Below are 17,295 nucleotides of genomic sequence, written 5' to 3'. Positions count from 1 at the left end.
AAGGCACGCACTTCCAGCTCTATCTCCTCGTACGCGTTGCCGGCTACCTAAATTCGTGCGCGCGGTCCAATGCCTTTGATTGCTGATGTCGTTGTGGAGACGTTTGATCGCTGAAGCATTTGTTTGCTGACCTAGCGGCGCGGGGGGAGGTCATTTATTGGGTACATCTCCAGCACTCTATGTGCGATCGCGAGGAAAATTTGTCCAGACAAGCGAATTCATCGAATCTGGACTAATCAATAAGTATAATGATGGTAAGATTCGGGGGGCAGGAATGGCCGAGGTTGGACTTTTGGAATGGGCGGATAAGCAGCCCGACTGGATTAGGGATGCCTTAAGAAGACACGCCGCGCGGCCGGGCTTCAACCTCGAGCAGGAGGATAAGGCCGGTGTAACAGCTCGGGTCCGCCACGTCGGTGGATTTACCGCTGATCTGCCCGAATGCTCTCCGCTCTCGGCGGAGCATTTGAGGGCCAACAGTTCGAACGAGCCGCGCGCGGTGCTTTGCTCACTCGGCCCCGTCAAGCATTTGAACCGCCTCGCCGAAGAGCAGCAACTGCGTTTCGCCACCGATGGCATCACCATTATCTACGGCGACAATGGAAGCGGAAAGAGCGGCTATTGCCGGATCGCGAAGAAGCTTTGCCGTAGTCTGACGGCGGATGATCTTCTTGGCAACGTGTTCGAGATCGGCACCAAACCGCCAGCCGAAGTGCTTGTCCGGTTTCTCGAAGAGGGTGCTACGGAACCGACCCCCATAACCTGGAAGGACGGAACGCTGCCCCCCGCGTCAATTGCACGGATCTCCGTTTTCGACTCCGCGAACGCTCGCCTCTACGTCGATAAGCAAAACCGTATCGGTTTTCTGCCCGCAGCCATCGCGCTTCTCGAAAGCCATGGACGTCACCGCACCGAGCTCGAAGCCGACTTCCGGGAAGAAATCAAAGCGATCGAAAAGAACCTAAAGACACCATTGCCGAGTGGGTACACAGCTGCCGGCGCGGTCGTAAAGCTGCTGGCTCGTCTCGAAATCAAGTCAAAGGACGTGATGCCTTCCGCAGCCGAAATCAAAAACCTCGCTGCCCTCTCAGAGCAGGACATGGCTGATCTCGCTGGCCTCGAACAGGCTCTGGCAAGCGACCCTTCAACGATGGCGACAAAGCGTCGGCGTGCCAAGGCGGCCTTGGAAAAACTGCTGACTGCATCTGAACAGATCGACGCGGCTCTCTCAGCGGCGGCCCTCGAGATTTATCGCAATCTATATGCAACAGCCGATTCTACAGCGCAGGCTGCACAACTTGCCGCCTCAGGAGCGTTCGCGACTATGCCGTTGAGCGGCGTTGGGCTTTCTCCCTGGCGGTATATGTTCGACCATGCACGAGCCTATTTAGCGAGCGTCACTGGCATCGATCATCAGCACTTGCCAGATCAGGAAGGCGATCGTTGCATGCTCTGCCAGGAGCCGATGACGGCGGACGCCGCGGGGCGGATCCAATCCTTCAATGACTTCGTAACGGGCGCCGCAAATAAGGCGGCGCAAGTCGCATCTATTGCCCATGAAGAGGCCCTGCGCCAAATCAAAGGACTCACCATTGCGACCGGGGAGGCGGTTGAGGCGGCTCTCGGAGAGTTTGGCGATCTGTCCGCCGCACGCAAGGCGATGGTGGCCCTGATCTCGGCATATTATGTCGAGGCAGGTAAAAGGCGTGATGCAATTGTCGTTGCGGCTGCGCTGTCCGAGTACGCTGCGTTCCCGCAACTTGCGGCGCCAGTTGCATCGAAACTCCGAACGGAGGCGGAGGCGCTAGAGGCCGAAGCGCTGACGGACGACAAGGCAGCGGCCGACGACGGGAACCGCGCTACCGATCGAGCTCGTCGCGATACACTCAAGGATCGGAAAAAACTGGGCGACGATCTCACCATCGTTCTCGCGCGCTTGGCGAATCTCGAAGAGCGGCGCAAGCTTCTCTCATGCTGCGATGCTGTCGAAACAGGCTCGGTGTCACGGCAGATGACGTCGCTTCGACGAAGCCTCGTCATGCAGGATCTCGAAAAGCGCGTCGTCGCCGAGATTGAGACTCTGGCGTTAACGCACATCCCGTTCGCAGTTAATGATCGTAGTCAAGATGGGCAGAGCTATTTCGAGGTCGGGCTCAACGCGGCAAAAGCGATCTCAAACAGCAAGGTCTTAAGCGAAGGAGAGCAGCGCGCGCTTGCCCTGGCCTGTTTCTTAGCCGAGGTCGGAGGAGACACATCGCGTCAAGGCATGATCATCGACGACCCCGTGTCATCTCTCGACCATGTTCGGATCAGGCGGGTCGCGGCAAGGCTCGTAAAAGAAGCGGCCACAGGACGTCAGATTATTATTTTCACCCATAATCTTCTGTTCTTCAACGAGGTGGTTGACGCAGCTGCGCAGGCCAATCCGCCGATTCCCCTTGTTCGAAACTACATCAACAAGTCCGAATCTGCCGGTTTTGGCTTGATTAGCGAAACTGACGAGCCGTGGATCGCACAGTCTGTCACGAAGCGCATCGAGACTCTCAAGACGCGCCTGAAGAGCTTCGACGGCGCCACTGATTTCACCACCGATGCTTGGCGAAGGTCAGCGAAGGATTTCTACAGCGATCTTCGGGAAACCTGGGAGAGGCTCGTTGAAGAAATCCTGCTCGGTAAAGTCGTCGAGCGATTTAACAGCGATGTCAAGACACAGAGCCTGAAGGGTGTGGTGGTCGAGGACGAAGACCACAAGCGAATCTATTGGGCCATGAAGCGAGTTTCGGAGCGTTCTGGACATGACATGGCGTCCGCCAAGGCCATTCCAGTTCCAACACCAAACGATATGAAGAGCGATCTTGATGGAATTGACCAATATCGTATCGACACCACCAAACGAAAAAAGGATGCCGAAAAGCGCCGGATTGAATTCGAACAGCCTCCCAAGGCGACTGTACTCTAGCCTAATGACTATTGTCGTGTATTACTGGCCCTCACTGGCTTCATCCTGCTGCGCATGCCGGTGTCCGCCTGCCGCGGGCGAAGCCGACGTGACGAGGAAGTATCGCGAGGGCGCCAAGCCATCAATGGCTGTGCGCTCGCTCTTCATCTTGGATTTCAGCGCCGAGAAGCCTGACCGCTGGTAGTGCTTCGCCTGCACAATGTCGCCGCCGGCAAGGGCATGTCGACCATCCATCGCGTCGTCCGGTCCCTCGGGAAAGGCCTCGAAACGCTTGTCGATCTCGCGACCTACGAGGTCGCGGGCCAAATCCTCAAACTCGTTATGGGACAAACTCGAGAAATCATAAGCCATGCGCCCAGATTGAGTGCCCATTTGGTGGGCAGACAAGCAACCGGGGGCACAATTGCGTCGTGCCTCTCCATTACCAACAAAAAGATAAACGCGCTTTCCAGGCGATGCGGTCGGATGATCGTTTCGCGCTTGGCAAAAGCGAACGGATTAGTCTATGGCTCTCGGCGGGGGGGCGAGTTATGCGACGGGTGCGAATCCTTCAAGTAGGCGATATTCACTATCCGGATTGGCATCCTTCCTCTAGCAACATCGATGCCAAGGATAGCAAGTTCGCTCCGAAAATAACGCAGAAGCTACGCGCGTCTTCGCTGCGTGCCGTCTTGACGAAGCTTCGGCGGCTGACGACTTCGAAGCCCTTGGATTCGATCGCCTTCATGGGGGATTTCACGAGCCGTGGCGACAAGACTTTCATTGCTTCGGCATTCCAGCATTTCACGTTGCTCTGCCGCGCACAGGGGCGCAGTTCAAAGGCGCTTCCGTTGATATTCGTACCGGGAAATCACGATGTGAACCGTGATGACGCGCGCGAACTTGGACCGACTGAGAAATTCAGCGAAATGGCGAGTTTAGCCGCCCGCTTGGGTTGGCAGACCGTTCCCGTGGACCAACCCGTGCACTTCAGACTTCCGACAGGATCCGCAGGCGCAAACTTCATCCTCGTCAACACAGCGATAGGCAGTTGGGAGCTTCAGAACCTTCCCGCGTTCCTTCGTGATCGTCTCGAGGCACTCGGTCCTTCTACAGAACCTGTAGATCTCGGCTCGCCGGACACCTCGGGACATTCGCCCGCGACACCTCCCAGCGATCCAGACAAGGAGGCGTCCGACGACGAGTATTACGGTCAGATGGACACGCCATACATCTCGCGTGAGATGCTTGCAGGCCTACAGGAATTGCTCCAGCAGCCCGACATGCGTTACGGCATCATGATCGGCCATCACAATCTGCTGCCACAAAAGACTCCGCGCATTACGCCATACGCGGAGATGCTCAACAGCGGATTTGTCAGAACTCAGCTGCTGCAGGGCAACAAGCCTATCGTCTACCTGCATGGACACATACATGCCGATCCGGTCGAGATCGTCAACGATCCAAGGTTTCCGGACGGCAAATTGATCTGCATCTCAGCACCAGAGATACAGTCAGGTTTCAATGAGCTCGTCTTCTTCACGACCGATCAGGGAGAGCTCGTCGGCATCCGACTTATACCCTACCGCACCAATGTCGCCGACGGGACGGTCATGGAAGGCGAACATTGCTTCATCTCGACTATGTCCAACGGCAAGGCCTTTCTGAACAACGACACGTTTGACCTGATGCGCCGACTGCGCGACCATGCCACCAGGCGCGGGAATGGGTTACTCTTCTGGGACGAGATCACTGAGATTGCCGCCTCCGCCGAGCTCGGGCTAGATTTGGAAGACTCTCTTCTGATGCTCCAAGCGGCGCGCTTCGTCGAGATAGACGGCCTCACGAAGGCAAACTCGGCTTGGCGCATTAAGGTAAGGGACGAATAGAGATGGAGAATCCGTTCGGCCCCAACAGGATCGAGTACGAAAGTCGCCCGATACTGTGGTTCAGTCAGAAGTCGGCCTTGATTTCTGCCGCCGCCAAGCCGGTCTTCGTCGCAGGGACGAGAGGCAGCGGCAAGACCAGTATTCTTCGCTCGCTTTCCACAGTTCATATCCTCGAAGACAAAAGTCTCGCGGACCAAGTCGGCAAGCTCGGCTGGTATGGCGTCTTCTTCCAGCTCAATGAGACATTTTCGCCCCTAATCGACAACGCGGTTCTGAACCTCATTCCGGAGCGGATACGCTTCGACACGGCCGCCGTGATCCCGCGGCAATTCGTAATCTTCTCTCACTATCTGGAGCTGAAGATAGTCGAACGCCTGCTCGAGAGCATCAGCCAGCTCAGACGCGACAGCCACTTGAAATACCGGGCCTCTGAAGATAGGGACGTCGCCTTGGCACTGCATCGCGAAGTGCTGCACTTCATACCCCAACCTGCCCGTCTCGACTTCTTCAGCATAGATGAGCTGCGGGGTGGGATAACCCGGTACGTCGACGAATGCTTCAACGCGTTCTTCTTTGCCGCCGATGAGGGAGCGACCGGCTTCAGAGCGACAGACCCTGGCGCGATCATTAACAAGGTCGCGACCGCGATCACCCCACTTTTAAATGGCCCATCTTTCGCCGGTGACAGGGCGCCCTTCTTCAAGATCCTGATTGACGACTGTGAGGCACTGACACCGCTCCAACAGCAGTTCCTGAACACCTTGGTGAGGAAGACGCGCGGCAATGTGAAATGGGTCCTCGCCTACATCGGCGGCCTTTACGACACGATCCGGACGATCATACCCGGCCAGTCGCTCTCGAATGCTGACCGGGACGTCGAGAATCTTGATTCAGTCGATCCGAGGGAGTTCGCCACGCTGTGCGAGAACGTGTCGTCGCTTCGGCTCTACTATGCGCTTCCTGACCATCTGCGGAGTGATCTCAAGCGCAACGATGCGCTCAGCGCGTTTTCGCTCAAAAACCGGCTGGGGCGGCTTTCCGTCAATGACATCATCGAGCGGGTTATCATATCGGGTCATTCCGAGGGCAGAGAAGAGCTTGTGGCACTCGCTGATGCAGCACGTGAATTCCTCTCCGTGAATTTGAGGACGGCGGATCAGCAGCAATTCCTTCTTGATCGAAAAGCGCGCCCTTATGCCGAAGGGCTGGCGCTCGCGCTCATGAACCCGGAAATCAAGCGCCGGCCCATGAGCAAGGCGGATGCTTCAAATCTGAAGAGGTCGATCGCCCGGAAACAGGGATGGGCTTTTCTGAAAGCGTGCCAGATGCTGCGTCTGCATGACTACCCGTACGTAGGGCACCAGATCATCACATCATTGAGCGACGTCTGTATACGCGATTTCCTTGATATAATGGGAGAGATCTTCCGCCGCAGTGTTCCGAGTTCCAGTGATCCACGAAAACTGGTGGAATTCATCAACTCGGATTTACAGATTCATCTCGAACAGCAGAGACAGGCTGTGAACGCCGCCTCTCAACGGAAGCTTGATGGACTTCAGGCGCTTTCACATCCGTACGAAGAAGAGAGCGTGCGCATGGTGCGGGCGTTGGGTTACCTGACCGCTCGCCTCCAGACAGAGTTTGCCGAAGAAAATGCTCTAGGAACGACAGAGAGAGGCATTTTCAGGGTTGATCTAAAGGAAATGCGCTCGCTGGTGAACCGACTGGAGCAACCCAGCGGAAAACTGGACGAGGTCCTGCGTCGGGCGGAAAGGGATGGGTTTATCCGGGAGGTCTCCGCCGCCGGCAACTTTGAGGTGGACCGCGCCGACCCCGCATCGAAGGAGATGCTGATCAGATTGCATCGGCGATTTGCACCTTACTTCGGGTTCTCCTATCGCGGCCCGTACGAAATCAACACAATCCCTGCGGCGCAGATGGTCGACCTGCTTTTTACCAGGCATCGGCTCCCAGAAGACTGGGCCGACTCGGTGTTTAAGGAGCTCGTCGCGCGGCCCGCACTCAAGACCGAATTCCAGCACTCGCTTTTCGAGAGCGATCTCGAATGACCGCTTCAACTGTCGAGTATCGAGTCTTCGGCCATCTGGCCGTCACTGAGAAGGCGAGAGATGCAGGTACCTGCGAAACGATGGAGGCAGATATCGCGATCGTCGCGCTTGGATGGGAAACGCGTTTCGCCGCGTTCGAAAACCATCTTGACCTGAAGGTCGGCAAAATCGTGGTTCTGGACTTTGCTCTGAAGGAAGCGAACGTCCCAGCCGTCGAAGAAAACCGGCGAAAGCTCATCGCTATGGGTACCCGATGGGGCGTCGAAGTGACTGCGATCACCCTCGAGCCTTCCATCGAGTATCAGAAGAACATCAATCTCCTCGATCACCTGCTCACTCAGATGGCCGCTTCATGTGGCTCATACGAAGGAAGCCTGCGGAAGGTTTTCGTCGAGTGCTCGACGATGCCGCGAATCTACATCCAATGGCTGATTGCGGTGGCATTCAAGAAAATGTCGATTCAGTCTCTCGAATTCGGGTACGCCGAAGGTATCTACGGGAACGCGATCGGCAAAGAGGATTTTTCCAGCGGCTTGGACCGATACGTCACCGTCCCTCATCTTCAAGGCAGCGGAGGAATGGGCGAAGAGAAAGTCCTGCTCGTGGGGATCGGAGGAGATGCCGACGTATTCTACGGATTGATCGATATCGTCAGTCCGGAACGGATCTCGCTCCTCGTCCCAAGAAGCGAGAAGAATGCGCATATCGATGCTTTGCTCGATCAACAGGTGGCCAAGGTACGTGAAACCCACCGGCTCGAAGATGGCGAAGTTCGCGACATCCAGGCTTTCGGGCTGATGGCCCACCTCGATGCTTTCGAGACGTATCTCGACGGGTTCGGCTCGCGTGCGGTGGTGAACGTTTTTGTCAGCGGCCCGAAGGTTCAGGCCATCGCTGCTGCCGTGCTCGCCTGCTCCGACAGCCGCGTCCATCTCAAGGCACGAATTCCCACCTCCTATGCCCATCGTGAAGTCTCAGCGAATGGGCGGTATCATATCTATAGGCTGATTGACCTGACATCCCCTGCCTGCAGCCTTCCCGGGACGTTCTGACACGATCTTGCATTCGAGTAGCATCATGGTCCCAGTAGCCGTTCCGCCAAGCCTTCAGCGCATGTTCGTGTCGCCCGATCCGGTCGATGGGGGACTAATTCCCACTTAGAAGCTGCTCTACATCAGATCAGGGGAAATGCAGACTGGCAGAATTCCATAATTAGCGACTCAAAACATATACTCAGGCGAGACTGTTTAGCATAGAAATAGTGAGCGCTCTCCAATATGTTAGGCTCTGTCGCAGTAGCGCAACAAGCTCAGTCTTTGGATGGGTGGTATGAGGATGAGACGACTGAATGTGTACAGGCTCAGTCATTTTATCGAGGCTCTCGTTTTTGTCGTAAGCGCGTTCGGTGCGACGTGGCTTACCAGCTTTGTGAACGCGCCATGGTGGGCATATGTGATTATAGCGGCCATCACTATGGGCATGTTCGTAGCCGTGCGTCGGGTCCTTTCTGAGCCGCAACGTATGGGACTCTTGGCACACAACTCGGCAGCGACCTCTGCGTGAACCCAGGCGCCTTGAAAATGTCCCCGATGCGTCCGGATTTTTGGCGGTGATCTTCAATCAAATGCGATGAGCTGCAATTTCTGGCGACGGCCACGCTAAGGGCGGGCCTCCAGCACCATGTTGAACGGTGTCTCCGCGGCGCGACGCAATCGCTTGAAGCCGCCGCCGGTCACAACCTTGCGCAGCCTCGCCTCACCGGCCTGGGCTCCAAGCGCGAGCCCGACTTCCTGCGACACGGATGCGGGCGTGCACACGAAAGTGGAAGCGGCATAGTAAACGCGGCCGACGGGATTGAGGTTCGCCGCCAGATGATCATGCGCGAACGGCTCGACGATCATCCACGTGCCGTCCGGCTTGAGCGATCCGTGGACATGGGTGGCGGCGCCCGTCGGGTCGCCCATGTCGTGAAGGCAATCGAAGAATGTGACGAGGTCATACGTTCCGGGATAGCTCTTGGCGGCCGCCACGTCGAACCGCGTGTTAACGCCGACGCCGGCTACCTCGGCCGCCTTGCGGGCGCGCTCAATCGAGGGGGCATGATAGTCGAAGCCGACGAAGCGCGAATTGGGGAAGGCCTGTGCCATGAGCACGGTCGATGCACCATGACCGCATCCAACATCCGCGACGTCCACGCCGCGTTCGAGCTTCTCGACGACGCCCTCCAAGGCCGGCAGCCAGGAGTCGATCAGATTGGCATTGTAGCCTGGACGGAAGAACCGTTCCGTACCGCGAAACAGACACGCGCTATGATCGTGCCACCCGACGCCCTTGCCGGACTGGAATGCCTGCCTCACCTTTTCTTCATCGAGCCACAGCGCGGACAGGAACTCGAATGCGCCTGCCATGAAGGCCGGGCTGTCTTCATCAGCGAACACCAGCTCTTGCTCGGCGTTGAGATAGAATTTGTCGCTCGCTTCATCGTAGTCGACGTAACCCGCCGCCGCCTGCCCGGAAAGCCATTCCCTTACGAGGCGTTCCTGGGTGCCGGTGCGTGTCGAAAGTTCGGCGGCCGTCATCTTGCCGCCTTCGCGCAATGCCTTAAACAGGCCGAGTCTGTCCCCCAGCAGGACTCCCGCGCCCGTTGCGATCGCACCGAGATCGCCGACCATTTTCCCCAAGAATGCGTCCAACTTTTCCTGATTCGCTTCAGACATCTGAATCTCCCTTTGGGTTCAATCTCTCCAGGCGACGGAGCCGTGCTCGTCATGAGGCGCCTTGAGCATCAGATGCTCGAAGACATGCAGATATCCCCGGCGGCTCATCCGCGCTGCCGATCCTGCACCAGACCATATCGGTGACGAGCGGCGCGGTGGTCGGGAATGACAGCCACCTCCATGCCGTTGAAAAGCAGGAAATCCGTCACTTTGCCCTCGTCGGTAACCGGCGGAGCCGGAGTGGTCGTCACCAGGGCAAGCCCTGTTGCAGCAGGTATCCTTGGGCAGCCTGTCAGAACATCGATGACTCCGGTTGTGGTGCCGGGGCGGGCGATCAGGGGCCAAGTGATTGTTCCGCGGCGGCTGTATGTTGTGGTAAGGTGATCATGCGAACTCTTGTTGGTCGGTCACGTGTTTTGCGGATGACCCGCATGTACTGTGCCAAATGAGAAAACCATTCAAACGCAATCCAGTAGATCTGACTGTATCCGACATTGTCGGAATTTGGACATCGCCGAACGCGAAGCGCTCGGGGCTTGTGACGATACTTGAGCGTGCTGCTTCGGAGGAGGGATGCGCCTCGAACCGGCCGCGAGGCCTTTTTCTGGCAACGGATATTCCGGCCGGGTTAGGCCGCGAGGAAAGCGACGGTGAATAAGAGGTAGAGGACCAACCGTTTTGAGCGGGTAGTTGCCGTGTTGCGCCCCCAGGCAAAGGCCAGCACCACGGAGCAGTATTTCTGGTGGCGATACTACATCGCCTTTAAGTGCCGGTTACCCGTTTTTACCCAGTTGGCCTGGTGCATTCAGAGCGAGGTCGTTGGAAACCGCTTATTGTGGCTATGAGCAAACTCGGGATGGAGGAGTGGACCCAAAAATTGGCAAAATGCCCCAGGGAGGATTACATGGGTCGCTCATTCCCCGTACTCGTTACAGGTGCGCGTCGCTACGCAAACAGCTTGCTTTTGACTTGGCGTTTCTTGCCGTTTCGGCATCGCTCACTAATTCGGCCGCTGCCGACACCGTGAACTGGCGTCAATTCGAAGGGACCAGCATAACTTGGGCCTACGACATCCACCCCTATGCGGATGCTCTCGCTGCGCAACTTTCCGGAGTTCGAGAAGCTGACCCGGCATCAAGGTCACGCCGGAACTCTACCCAGACGATTCTTACTGGAACAAGATGACGATCCAACTGACGACGAAGTCGCCAGCATGGGATGTGTTCGGCACTGGCATTCAGCCCGCGTAGGACCTCGCTCCGAGTGGCGCCTGCTGGACAAATACCTGAGTGATCCGAAGCTTACCGATGCTGGATACGACTACATTCGGACATGATCAAGAAGTGCGCGGCTCCTTCCTTCGCCAATGATAACTGGAACCAGGTCGTGGACGGCATCTCGTCCGGCCGCACCGCGATGACGATCGACTCAAAAATGTTCGGCTTCTGGAACGATGTTGCGGGGAAGCCGGCATCCGGCAAGATCGCCTTCGCTCCGCCGCTGCACGCACCGAGCGCCACGAGCTTGGATTCTGACATCTGGATCTGGGCTCTCGCCATGAACGCGGCTTCCGAAAAGAAGGGCACGGCCTGGCTGTTCATCCCGTGGGCCACCTCCAAGCAGGTGGCGCTCAAGGGTGCCCTTGCTGGCCAGCTCGTCAATCCGCCGCGCACGTCGACCTGGCAGGACGATACCTAGACTAAGTACGCTTCGCAGCCCGAGTTCAACAACTTCGTTGACAGCTTCAAAAAGATACAGGATCAAGCCGCGCTGGCTTTCACACCGCGTGTCGGCTTCGGCGAAGCCATGAACGCATGGGCCGTGGCGATGCAGAAGATGGCAAACGGCGATGACGTCGAGACGACGTTGAGGGCGCTTGCCGAAGAAATCCGCACTGGCCTCTGATCAAAAGGAACAGGGCAGTACTATTGCACTGCCCTGTTCCCGCCAACGGCGGAGATCACGCCGTGTCACCCCAAGCACTTAAACCCAGCGCTGCTTCGCCCGGCCGCGCCGACGATTTTTCTTGGCCGCCAAGGCGGCAGCCTGCGGCCGGGGCCACAACCGAAACGACCACGGCGATCAGTCCGTAAGCTGCCCGGGGCAGCGGAAGGGCGGAAAGCGCCTTCAGGTGGCCGCACAAGTAGGGTCTCGAGACGGACTCAGCGCGGCAGCACGCTCGATCCCATCAGCGCCTCATCGATGGCGCGCGCCGCCTGGCGGCCCTCGCGGATCGCCCAGACGACCAGCGACTGGCCGCGCCGCACGTCGCCCGCCGCATAGAGCTTTTCGACGCTGGTCCTGTAGTCCCGGTCATTGGCCTCGACATTCTTCGAGCGGCGGCTGTCAATGGCGATCTTCATCTGGCCGGCCAGTTCCGACACCGGCCCGCGAGCGGCTGGCCCGGCAAAGCCGATGGCGATGAACGCGAGATCGGCACGAATGACGAATTCGCTGCCGGCGATCGGCTTGCGCTTTTCGTCGACCTCGCAGCATTTGACCCCGGTCAGCTGGCCGTCTTCGCCGATGAACTCGAGCGTCGCCACCTGAAACTCGCGCTCGGCGCCTTCGGCCTGCGAGGACGAGGTGCGCATCTTGGTCGCCCAGTAGGGCCAGACCGAAAGCTTGTCTTCCTTTTCCGGCGGCTGCGGACGGATGTCGAGCTGGGTGACGCGGACCGCGCCCTGGCGGAAGGCGGTGCCGACGCAGTCGGACGCGGTATCGCCGCCGCCGACGACGACCACATGCTGGCCGCCGGCGAGGATCGGATGCGACGGCCACGCCACCGACTGGATCGGTTCGCCGCCGACACGCCTGTTCTGCTGCACCAGATAGGGCATCGCGTCATGCACGCCGCCGAGATCGTCGCCGGGAATGCCGGCCGCGCGCGGCGTTTCGGAACCGCCGCAATAAAGCACCGCGTCATGTTCGGCGAGCAGCTCGGCAACCGGCTTGTCGACGCCGACATTGACGCCGCAATGGAAGGTGACGCCCTCGCCCTGCATCTGCTCGATGCGCCGGTCGATATAGTGCTTCTCGATCTTGAAGTCGGGAATGCCGTAACGCATCAGCCCGCCGGGCCGGCTCTCGCGCTCATAGACATGGACGTCGTGGCCGGCGCGGCCGAGCTGCTGGGCAGCCGACATGCCGGCCGGGCCGGAGCCGATGACGGCGACGCGCTTGCCGGTCTTCTTCTCCGGCGGATAGGGCCTGATATGGCCGGTCTCGTAAGCCTTGTCGGCGATCGCCTGCTCGACCGTCTTGATGGCGACGGGAATGTCCTCGAGGTTCAGCGTGCAGGCTTCCTCGCAAGGTGCGGGGCAGATGCGGCCGGTGAATTCCGGGAAATTGTTGGTCGAATGCAGGTTGCGGATCGCATTGTCCCAGTCGCCATTGTAGACGAGGTCGTTCCAGTCCGGGATCTGGTTGTGGATGGGACAGCCCGTTGGCCCGTGGCAGAACGGAATGCCGCAATCCATGCAGCGCGCGGCCTGTTTCTCGACCTCCTTGTCCGACATCGGCAGCGTGAATTCACGGAAATGCCGGATGCGGTCGGAGGCCGGCTGGTACTTGTGCACCTGCCGGTCGATTTCGAGAAAGCCTGTTACCTTGCCCATAGTCCAGCTCCTGCTGTCCAGATGGCGCGCCTGGCGACGCCCTGCAGCTGGATCAGATGGGGCATCCCGTCCACACATGGGCCGCACCAAGTTGCCCAAAATTCGACTATGTACACTTGCCGGGCTCAAAGCTCGTGAGGGGCTCGCCATGCAGCCAGTTCTCGACTCTAATCGAAGGAGCCGGGGACTCCATCTGCAATACCACGTTGCGGTCCAAAGCTATTTCCAAAGGTTTCTGCACGAGCTGGTTTCCTCTCAGAGACGGCACACGGGTTCAGGGAGGAGCGCATCGCTCGTCTTGCCCCATTAAGTGCAGTCACAGTCACTCAGTCTCAAAAGCCATGCCAACGCGCTCAGCGCGCAGTTAGCGCCCATTGCTTCGAAAAACCTCGTCAGTGCCCAGATGTTGGTTGTAATGAACCTGACATTTGTCTGACGCTGTCAGCTTTTGGACACGCGATCACGCGCTTCGTGCCGCCAGGCCAGGCCGAGCCCTGTGTTGCCAGCGGTCGCTTCGATGATTGTACCGCCCGGCGCGAGCTGGCCACGCTGTTCGGCATTAACGATCATCGACAACGCAATGCGATCCTTGATCGATCCGCCGGGATTTTGGCTTTCGAGCTTGACGAAGAGAATTCCTGACTCCGACGTTGTACCGCTGACCAGCCGTGTTGGAGCTGAAATCAGAGGAGTTCGCCTTGGTGGAGACCTTTCGGACGCAGCGATAGCAGCCATCAACCAGCTTCTTCTAAAACACAAGGTGATCTTCTTCCGCGGCCAGGAGCATCTCGACGATGCGGAGCAGGAATTGTTCGCGCGGCGTCTGGGTAACCTTGTACCTCATCCCACGCAGGGGCCGGCAGCCGGCACGGCCTCAATCCTCAATCTCGATTCCGGCCGTGGCGGTGGCAGGGCAGACCAGTGGCATACCGATGTGACTTTCGTCGATGCCTATCCGAAATTCTCGGTCCTACGTGGCGTCGTCATTCCGGCGGCGGGGGGCGACACGATCTGGTCCAACACGCACGCCGCGTACGAGAATCTGCCGGCGCCGCTCAAAATATTGGCGGACAATCTGTGGGCTATTCATAGCAATGCCTACGACTACGCAGCCGTGCGCCCGCGCGCCACAGCCGAAGAGAAGAAGCACTTCGAGGAAGTTTTCACATCGACGATCTACGAGACCGAGCATCCGGTCGTGCGCGTCCATCCGGAAACCGGGGAGAAGTCGCTGCTGCTCGGCAATTTCGTGCAGCGCCTCGTCGGCCTTTCCAAGAGCGATTCCGCCAAACTCTACGAGGTGTTCCAGTCCTACGTCACTGCCCCGGAAAATACCGTGCGGTGGCGCTGGCAAGTAGGCGACGTCGCTATCTGGGACAACCGTGCTAACCAGCATTATGCGGTCAACGACTATGGCGACCAGCACCGGGTTGTGCGTCGCGCTACGGTTGACGGTGACGTTCCGATCGGCGTCGACGGTCGCCGCAGTATAACCCATGTCAAGGCAGCCAAGCCGGCGGCGAAGGCAGCCTGACCGTCTGAACAGGGTAAAGATGAAAACTTCGTATCGCCGCGGCCATATCGCGCTGCTTAACCGCCCCACAAAGCCTTATGATTTCCGAGAAGCAAGGCGAGTTGCGGGCTCGAGGCTTGGCCCGAAATCGAGGTCCTGCAGCGTGGCGCATGGCTCGAGTCGCTGCTCGTGGCCCCGCTGCAGCGGTACAGGTCCCCCACCGCCCCACCATCTCGCCCGCCCTGCACCTCGGATAGCGATCATTCACCGTTTGTTCATTATGATAGCGCACGATCATAACTGGACATGCTGGTAGCTCGTACATGCCTGAAGGCCCTGCGCGCCGACCCAGCGCCGGGGCCTTTTTACTTCCGCAAAATCGATTCCAGCAACGCGGGCACTTCGCAGGATGTCGGAATCCCGCGCTTGCGATGATACGCCGTACAGCGAATTGCGCGAGTCAAACGAATTTGGGTTTCTCAAATATAGAATCGTCGATACCGATCCTGATGGATCGAGCCTCGACGACGAAGTCAACCATCTTCAAACGGAATTATTCAACATTGCCGAGAGCTCCCGGTGTGCCGTCGAAGCCGACATTGGGGAGGTCAGCGGTCACCAACGATCATGGTGATCGCCAGCATCTTTCGTATTCACATAACCGTCGGCCTTGTACTTTCCCGAGGCCATGACATGAGTGGGTCTTCCAAGCACCGATTTGGCCCGGTAGGATTTGCAGGGGGCGCGGACAAGCGGATGAACAAACGGAATGATGCCGGAAAACTGCGCGCGCCTGCTGGGATTTAGCCGACCGTCGATAGGAACATAGCCCTGGTCGACGGCTTTCTGAAGGGCAAGAGTTTCGCCGACCTGGCTCAGGAACATGGCTTGTCGACAACGAGGGTGCGCCAAATCATCGAGAAGGCCGATCGGCTCGTGGGCGGCGCATTCAGACCAAGACTGAAACGTCCAACGCCTCGCCTCGGTCCGATTTCATGGTCGACTATCCCTATGTGTGCAAATGGCCGAGAAGCACCGGCTGGGTAGCGTCACGCCGCATCATTCTTTGCGGAGCTGGAGCGCGCGGGATCGCTGGAGCGGCTGGTGAAAGCGGTTGCCGGGGCGCACAACACGTGAGCTGGCGCCTCGTGTGGCAAAAGGAGAGGGCGAGAGCCCATGGCCTGCAATGAAGCGATCAAGCATTGCGATCGTGGAACCAAGCTAGTCGACCATCCGGACCGCGGCCTTCAATGCCAGCTCGCCTTGGAATCGGCCTTCCAGGAATTGGCTGAGCGCGCAGCGGAATCCGGCTGGACCGAGGAGATAGCCACGCGCTCCTCGAACTCGCCGGCGCGCGCCTCAGGAGCGACTCCGCCAATGACAGACTGAGAGGACGATTAATCGTGCCAGGGCAACGAGAGAGCGGCAGGTTCAAGAAGCTTCGCCTGAACCGATAGGAACGTCGCTGCGCCAATAAAATTGGCGGTGAAGGCTGACCGCGGCCGAGTCGGGCAAGCGAGCGAAGTGCTGAAATAAGGGCGTGAGAATCCAAGACATCGTTTGTAGAGAGCATCGAGCTTCGCGAGATTGTGGTACAGGATCGACCGCAGGTGTTCTCGCAGCGCTCGCAGAACCCGGGATTCTTCCGCGGCACCCGCCAAGGCGAAGAACGGTCAGAGTTGCACGATAACGTTTAAAAGCGAGCCTTCCTCCGAAAGTCTGCGCGCGCAGTTCCACGGTCCGATGCGCTTTCATAGCTATTCCAATCGCCGCGCCCATCCTCTCCCGGATCAGGTCCAGCGGGTCTGCAGTGCATGCGCCCCCAAAGTGGACGCCATTGGGCCGGGTGAACCGGGCTCGATTGCGCGCCGAAGGCCCGTTCCAGGCCCGGAAATCCGGGTCCGTCAGGGCGAGCGCGTGCGGGTCGAGGTAGAGAACGGCCTTGCCGAGAAAACGACCGTGCACTGGCATCGCGTGCGTGTGCCACATGCCATGGATGGCGTGCCTCACCTCACGCAGAAGCCCGCGAAAAGGCAACGGAAGATCTAGCATTTATGGGGGAAATGTTTTTTCGGAGTGCTTGACCCGCAGGAAGGGCAGGGCATGACTGCCTATCGCCCGACCCGGCCGGCCGCACTCATGACCGGCTGGGCTCGGTTAATCCTGCATGCCGCGCCCATGAGGTTGCGCTCTGTCGGGAGTGCGTCGAGCACAACGACGAGATGTAGTTCACGATCTTTGAAACGCGTGTCAACCATCCAAAGTGTGGATGCCTTTCATCGAAACAAACGATTTCATCAATGTTCTGGAATCCTGCATGGGCAGAACAGAAACCGCCCGAAAGGAGATTTTTCATGCGCTCTACCGGGCAGTGGAGTGCTGGGAAAGGGAGTTGCAACTGACCGGGTCCGACTTCTTCCGAGTCTATGGACAGACTGGGAGACGCGCACGGTGTAGCGGCTCACATCGTCATACTGCACCTACGCCACACACCGGCCGGACCTGATCCGGCTTTATGAGCATTGGGCTTTGTCAGTTGCCCAAGCGTGATG

10 protein-coding genes and 5 pseudogenes are annotated in these 17,295 nt (G+C 58.5%); 7 read left to right on the top strand and 8 right to left on the bottom strand.

Translation table 11 applies throughout. The annotated features are described in order from the left end of the window. Window positions 1-274 precede the first annotated feature (274 nt). Window positions 275-2,959 carry an AAA family ATPase gene (locus EN861_RS09560; protein ID WP_126063811.1) on the top strand — a complete coding sequence of 895 codons (2,685 nt, stop codon included), beginning with the start codon at window positions 275-277 and terminating at the stop codon, window positions 2,957-2,959. 21 nt (window positions 2,960-2,980) lie between these two features. Here the strand turns inward: EN861_RS09560 and EN861_RS09555 are convergent, their stop codons facing one another. Next, complete coding sequence (locus tag EN861_RS09555) at window positions 2,981-3,310, bottom strand: hypothetical protein (protein ID WP_186815491.1); 330 nt, start codon at window positions 3,308-3,310, stop codon at window positions 2,981-2,983. Between the two features lie 59 nt (window positions 3,311-3,369). Between EN861_RS09555 and EN861_RS09550 the strand changes: the two genes are divergently transcribed. The 3 genes from EN861_RS09550 to EN861_RS09540 are packed head-to-tail and all read left to right on the top strand — an operon-like array spanning window position 3,370 to window position 7,948. Further along, window positions 3,370-4,827 carry a metallophosphoesterase gene (locus EN861_RS09550; protein WP_126057628.1) on the top strand — a complete coding sequence of 486 codons (1,458 nt, stop codon included), beginning with the start codon at window positions 3,370-3,372 and terminating at the stop codon, window positions 4,825-4,827. Window positions 4,828-4,829: 2 nt separating this feature from the next. Beyond that, window positions 4,830-6,896 carry a hypothetical protein gene (locus EN861_RS09545; protein WP_126057629.1) on the top strand — a complete coding sequence of 689 codons (2,067 nt, stop codon included), beginning with the start codon at window positions 4,830-4,832 and terminating at the stop codon, window positions 6,894-6,896. Then, a complete protein-coding gene (locus EN861_RS09540) occupies window positions 6,893-7,948 on the top strand; it encodes a hypothetical protein (protein ID WP_126057630.1) in 1,056 nt (351 codons plus the stop codon). The genes EN861_RS09545 and EN861_RS09540 overlap by 4 nt, the downstream gene beginning before the upstream one ends. A gap of 606 nt (window positions 7,949-8,554) precedes the next feature. On the opposite strand, the gene EN861_RS09535 is transcribed toward EN861_RS09540, so the two are convergent. After that, complete coding sequence (locus tag EN861_RS09535; protein ID WP_024504268.1) at window positions 8,555-9,613, bottom strand: class I SAM-dependent methyltransferase; 1,059 nt, start codon at window positions 9,611-9,613, stop codon at window positions 8,555-8,557. 57 nt (window positions 9,614-9,670) lie between these two features. Continuing rightward, window positions 9,671-9,891, bottom strand: a pseudogene (locus EN861_RS09530) (insulinase family protein); the annotation flags it as partial. 1,054 nt (window positions 9,892-10,945) lie between these two features. On the opposite strand from EN861_RS09530, the gene EN861_RS36220 reads away from it, so the two are divergent. Further along, window positions 10,946-11,311, top strand: a complete 366-nt coding sequence (locus tag EN861_RS36220) for an extracellular solute-binding protein (protein WP_245454714.1) — start codon at window positions 10,946-10,948, stop codon at window positions 11,309-11,311. A 464-nt stretch (window positions 11,312-11,775) separates the two neighbouring features. Here the strand turns inward: EN861_RS36220 and EN861_RS09520 are convergent, their stop codons facing one another. From EN861_RS09520 to EN861_RS36215, 3 genes and pseudogenes are all read right to left on the bottom strand, one after another. Then, the gene (locus EN861_RS09520; protein WP_024504270.1) at window positions 11,776-13,230 is read right to left on the bottom strand and encodes a glutamate synthase subunit beta; all 1,455 of its coding nucleotides are present in this window, start codon (window positions 13,228-13,230) and stop codon (window positions 11,776-11,778) included. 41 nt (window positions 13,231-13,271) lie between these two features. Next, window positions 13,272-13,435 (bottom strand): annotated as a pseudogene (locus EN861_RS09515) (thioredoxin domain-containing protein); the annotation flags it as partial. A gap of 275 nt (window positions 13,436-13,710) precedes the next feature. Beyond that, window positions 13,711-13,896 (bottom strand): annotated as a pseudogene (locus EN861_RS36215) (pyridoxal-phosphate dependent enzyme); the annotation flags it as partial. Between EN861_RS36215 and EN861_RS09505 the strand changes: the two are divergent. Next, complete coding sequence (locus EN861_RS09505; protein WP_024504271.1) at window positions 13,811-14,764, top strand: TauD/TfdA family dioxygenase; 954 nt, start codon at window positions 13,811-13,813, stop codon at window positions 14,762-14,764. The pseudogene EN861_RS36215 and the gene EN861_RS09505 overlap by 86 nt on opposite strands. Before the next feature lie 594 nt (window positions 14,765-15,358). On the opposite strand, the gene EN861_RS35365 is transcribed toward EN861_RS09505, so the two are convergent. Then, entirely contained in the window at window positions 15,359-15,628 is a 270-nt protein-coding gene (locus tag EN861_RS35365; RefSeq protein ID WP_024504272.1) for a hypothetical protein, read from the bottom strand. Window positions 15,629-16,621: 993 nt separating this feature from the next. Here EN861_RS35365 and EN861_RS09495 point away from each other — a divergent pair. Continuing rightward, window positions 16,622-16,768: pseudogene (locus EN861_RS09495) on the top strand (multicopper oxidase domain-containing protein); the annotation flags it as partial. 104 nt (window positions 16,769-16,872) lie between these two features. Here the strand turns inward: EN861_RS09495 and EN861_RS36210 are convergent. Continuing rightward, window positions 16,873-17,001, bottom strand: a pseudogene (locus tag EN861_RS36210) (LysR family transcriptional regulator); the annotation flags it as partial. Between the last annotated feature and the right edge of the window lie 294 nt (window positions 17,002-17,295).

It is taken from the genome of Mesorhizobium sp. M8A.F.Ca.ET.218.01.1.1 (assembly GCF_004791165.1).
In the GTDB taxonomy this organism is placed as follows: Bacteria; Pseudomonadota; Alphaproteobacteria; order Rhizobiales; family Rhizobiaceae; genus Mesorhizobium.
The sequence above is the reverse complement of the archived record's forward strand: the minus strand, read 5'-3'. Positions and strand labels throughout refer to the sequence as shown.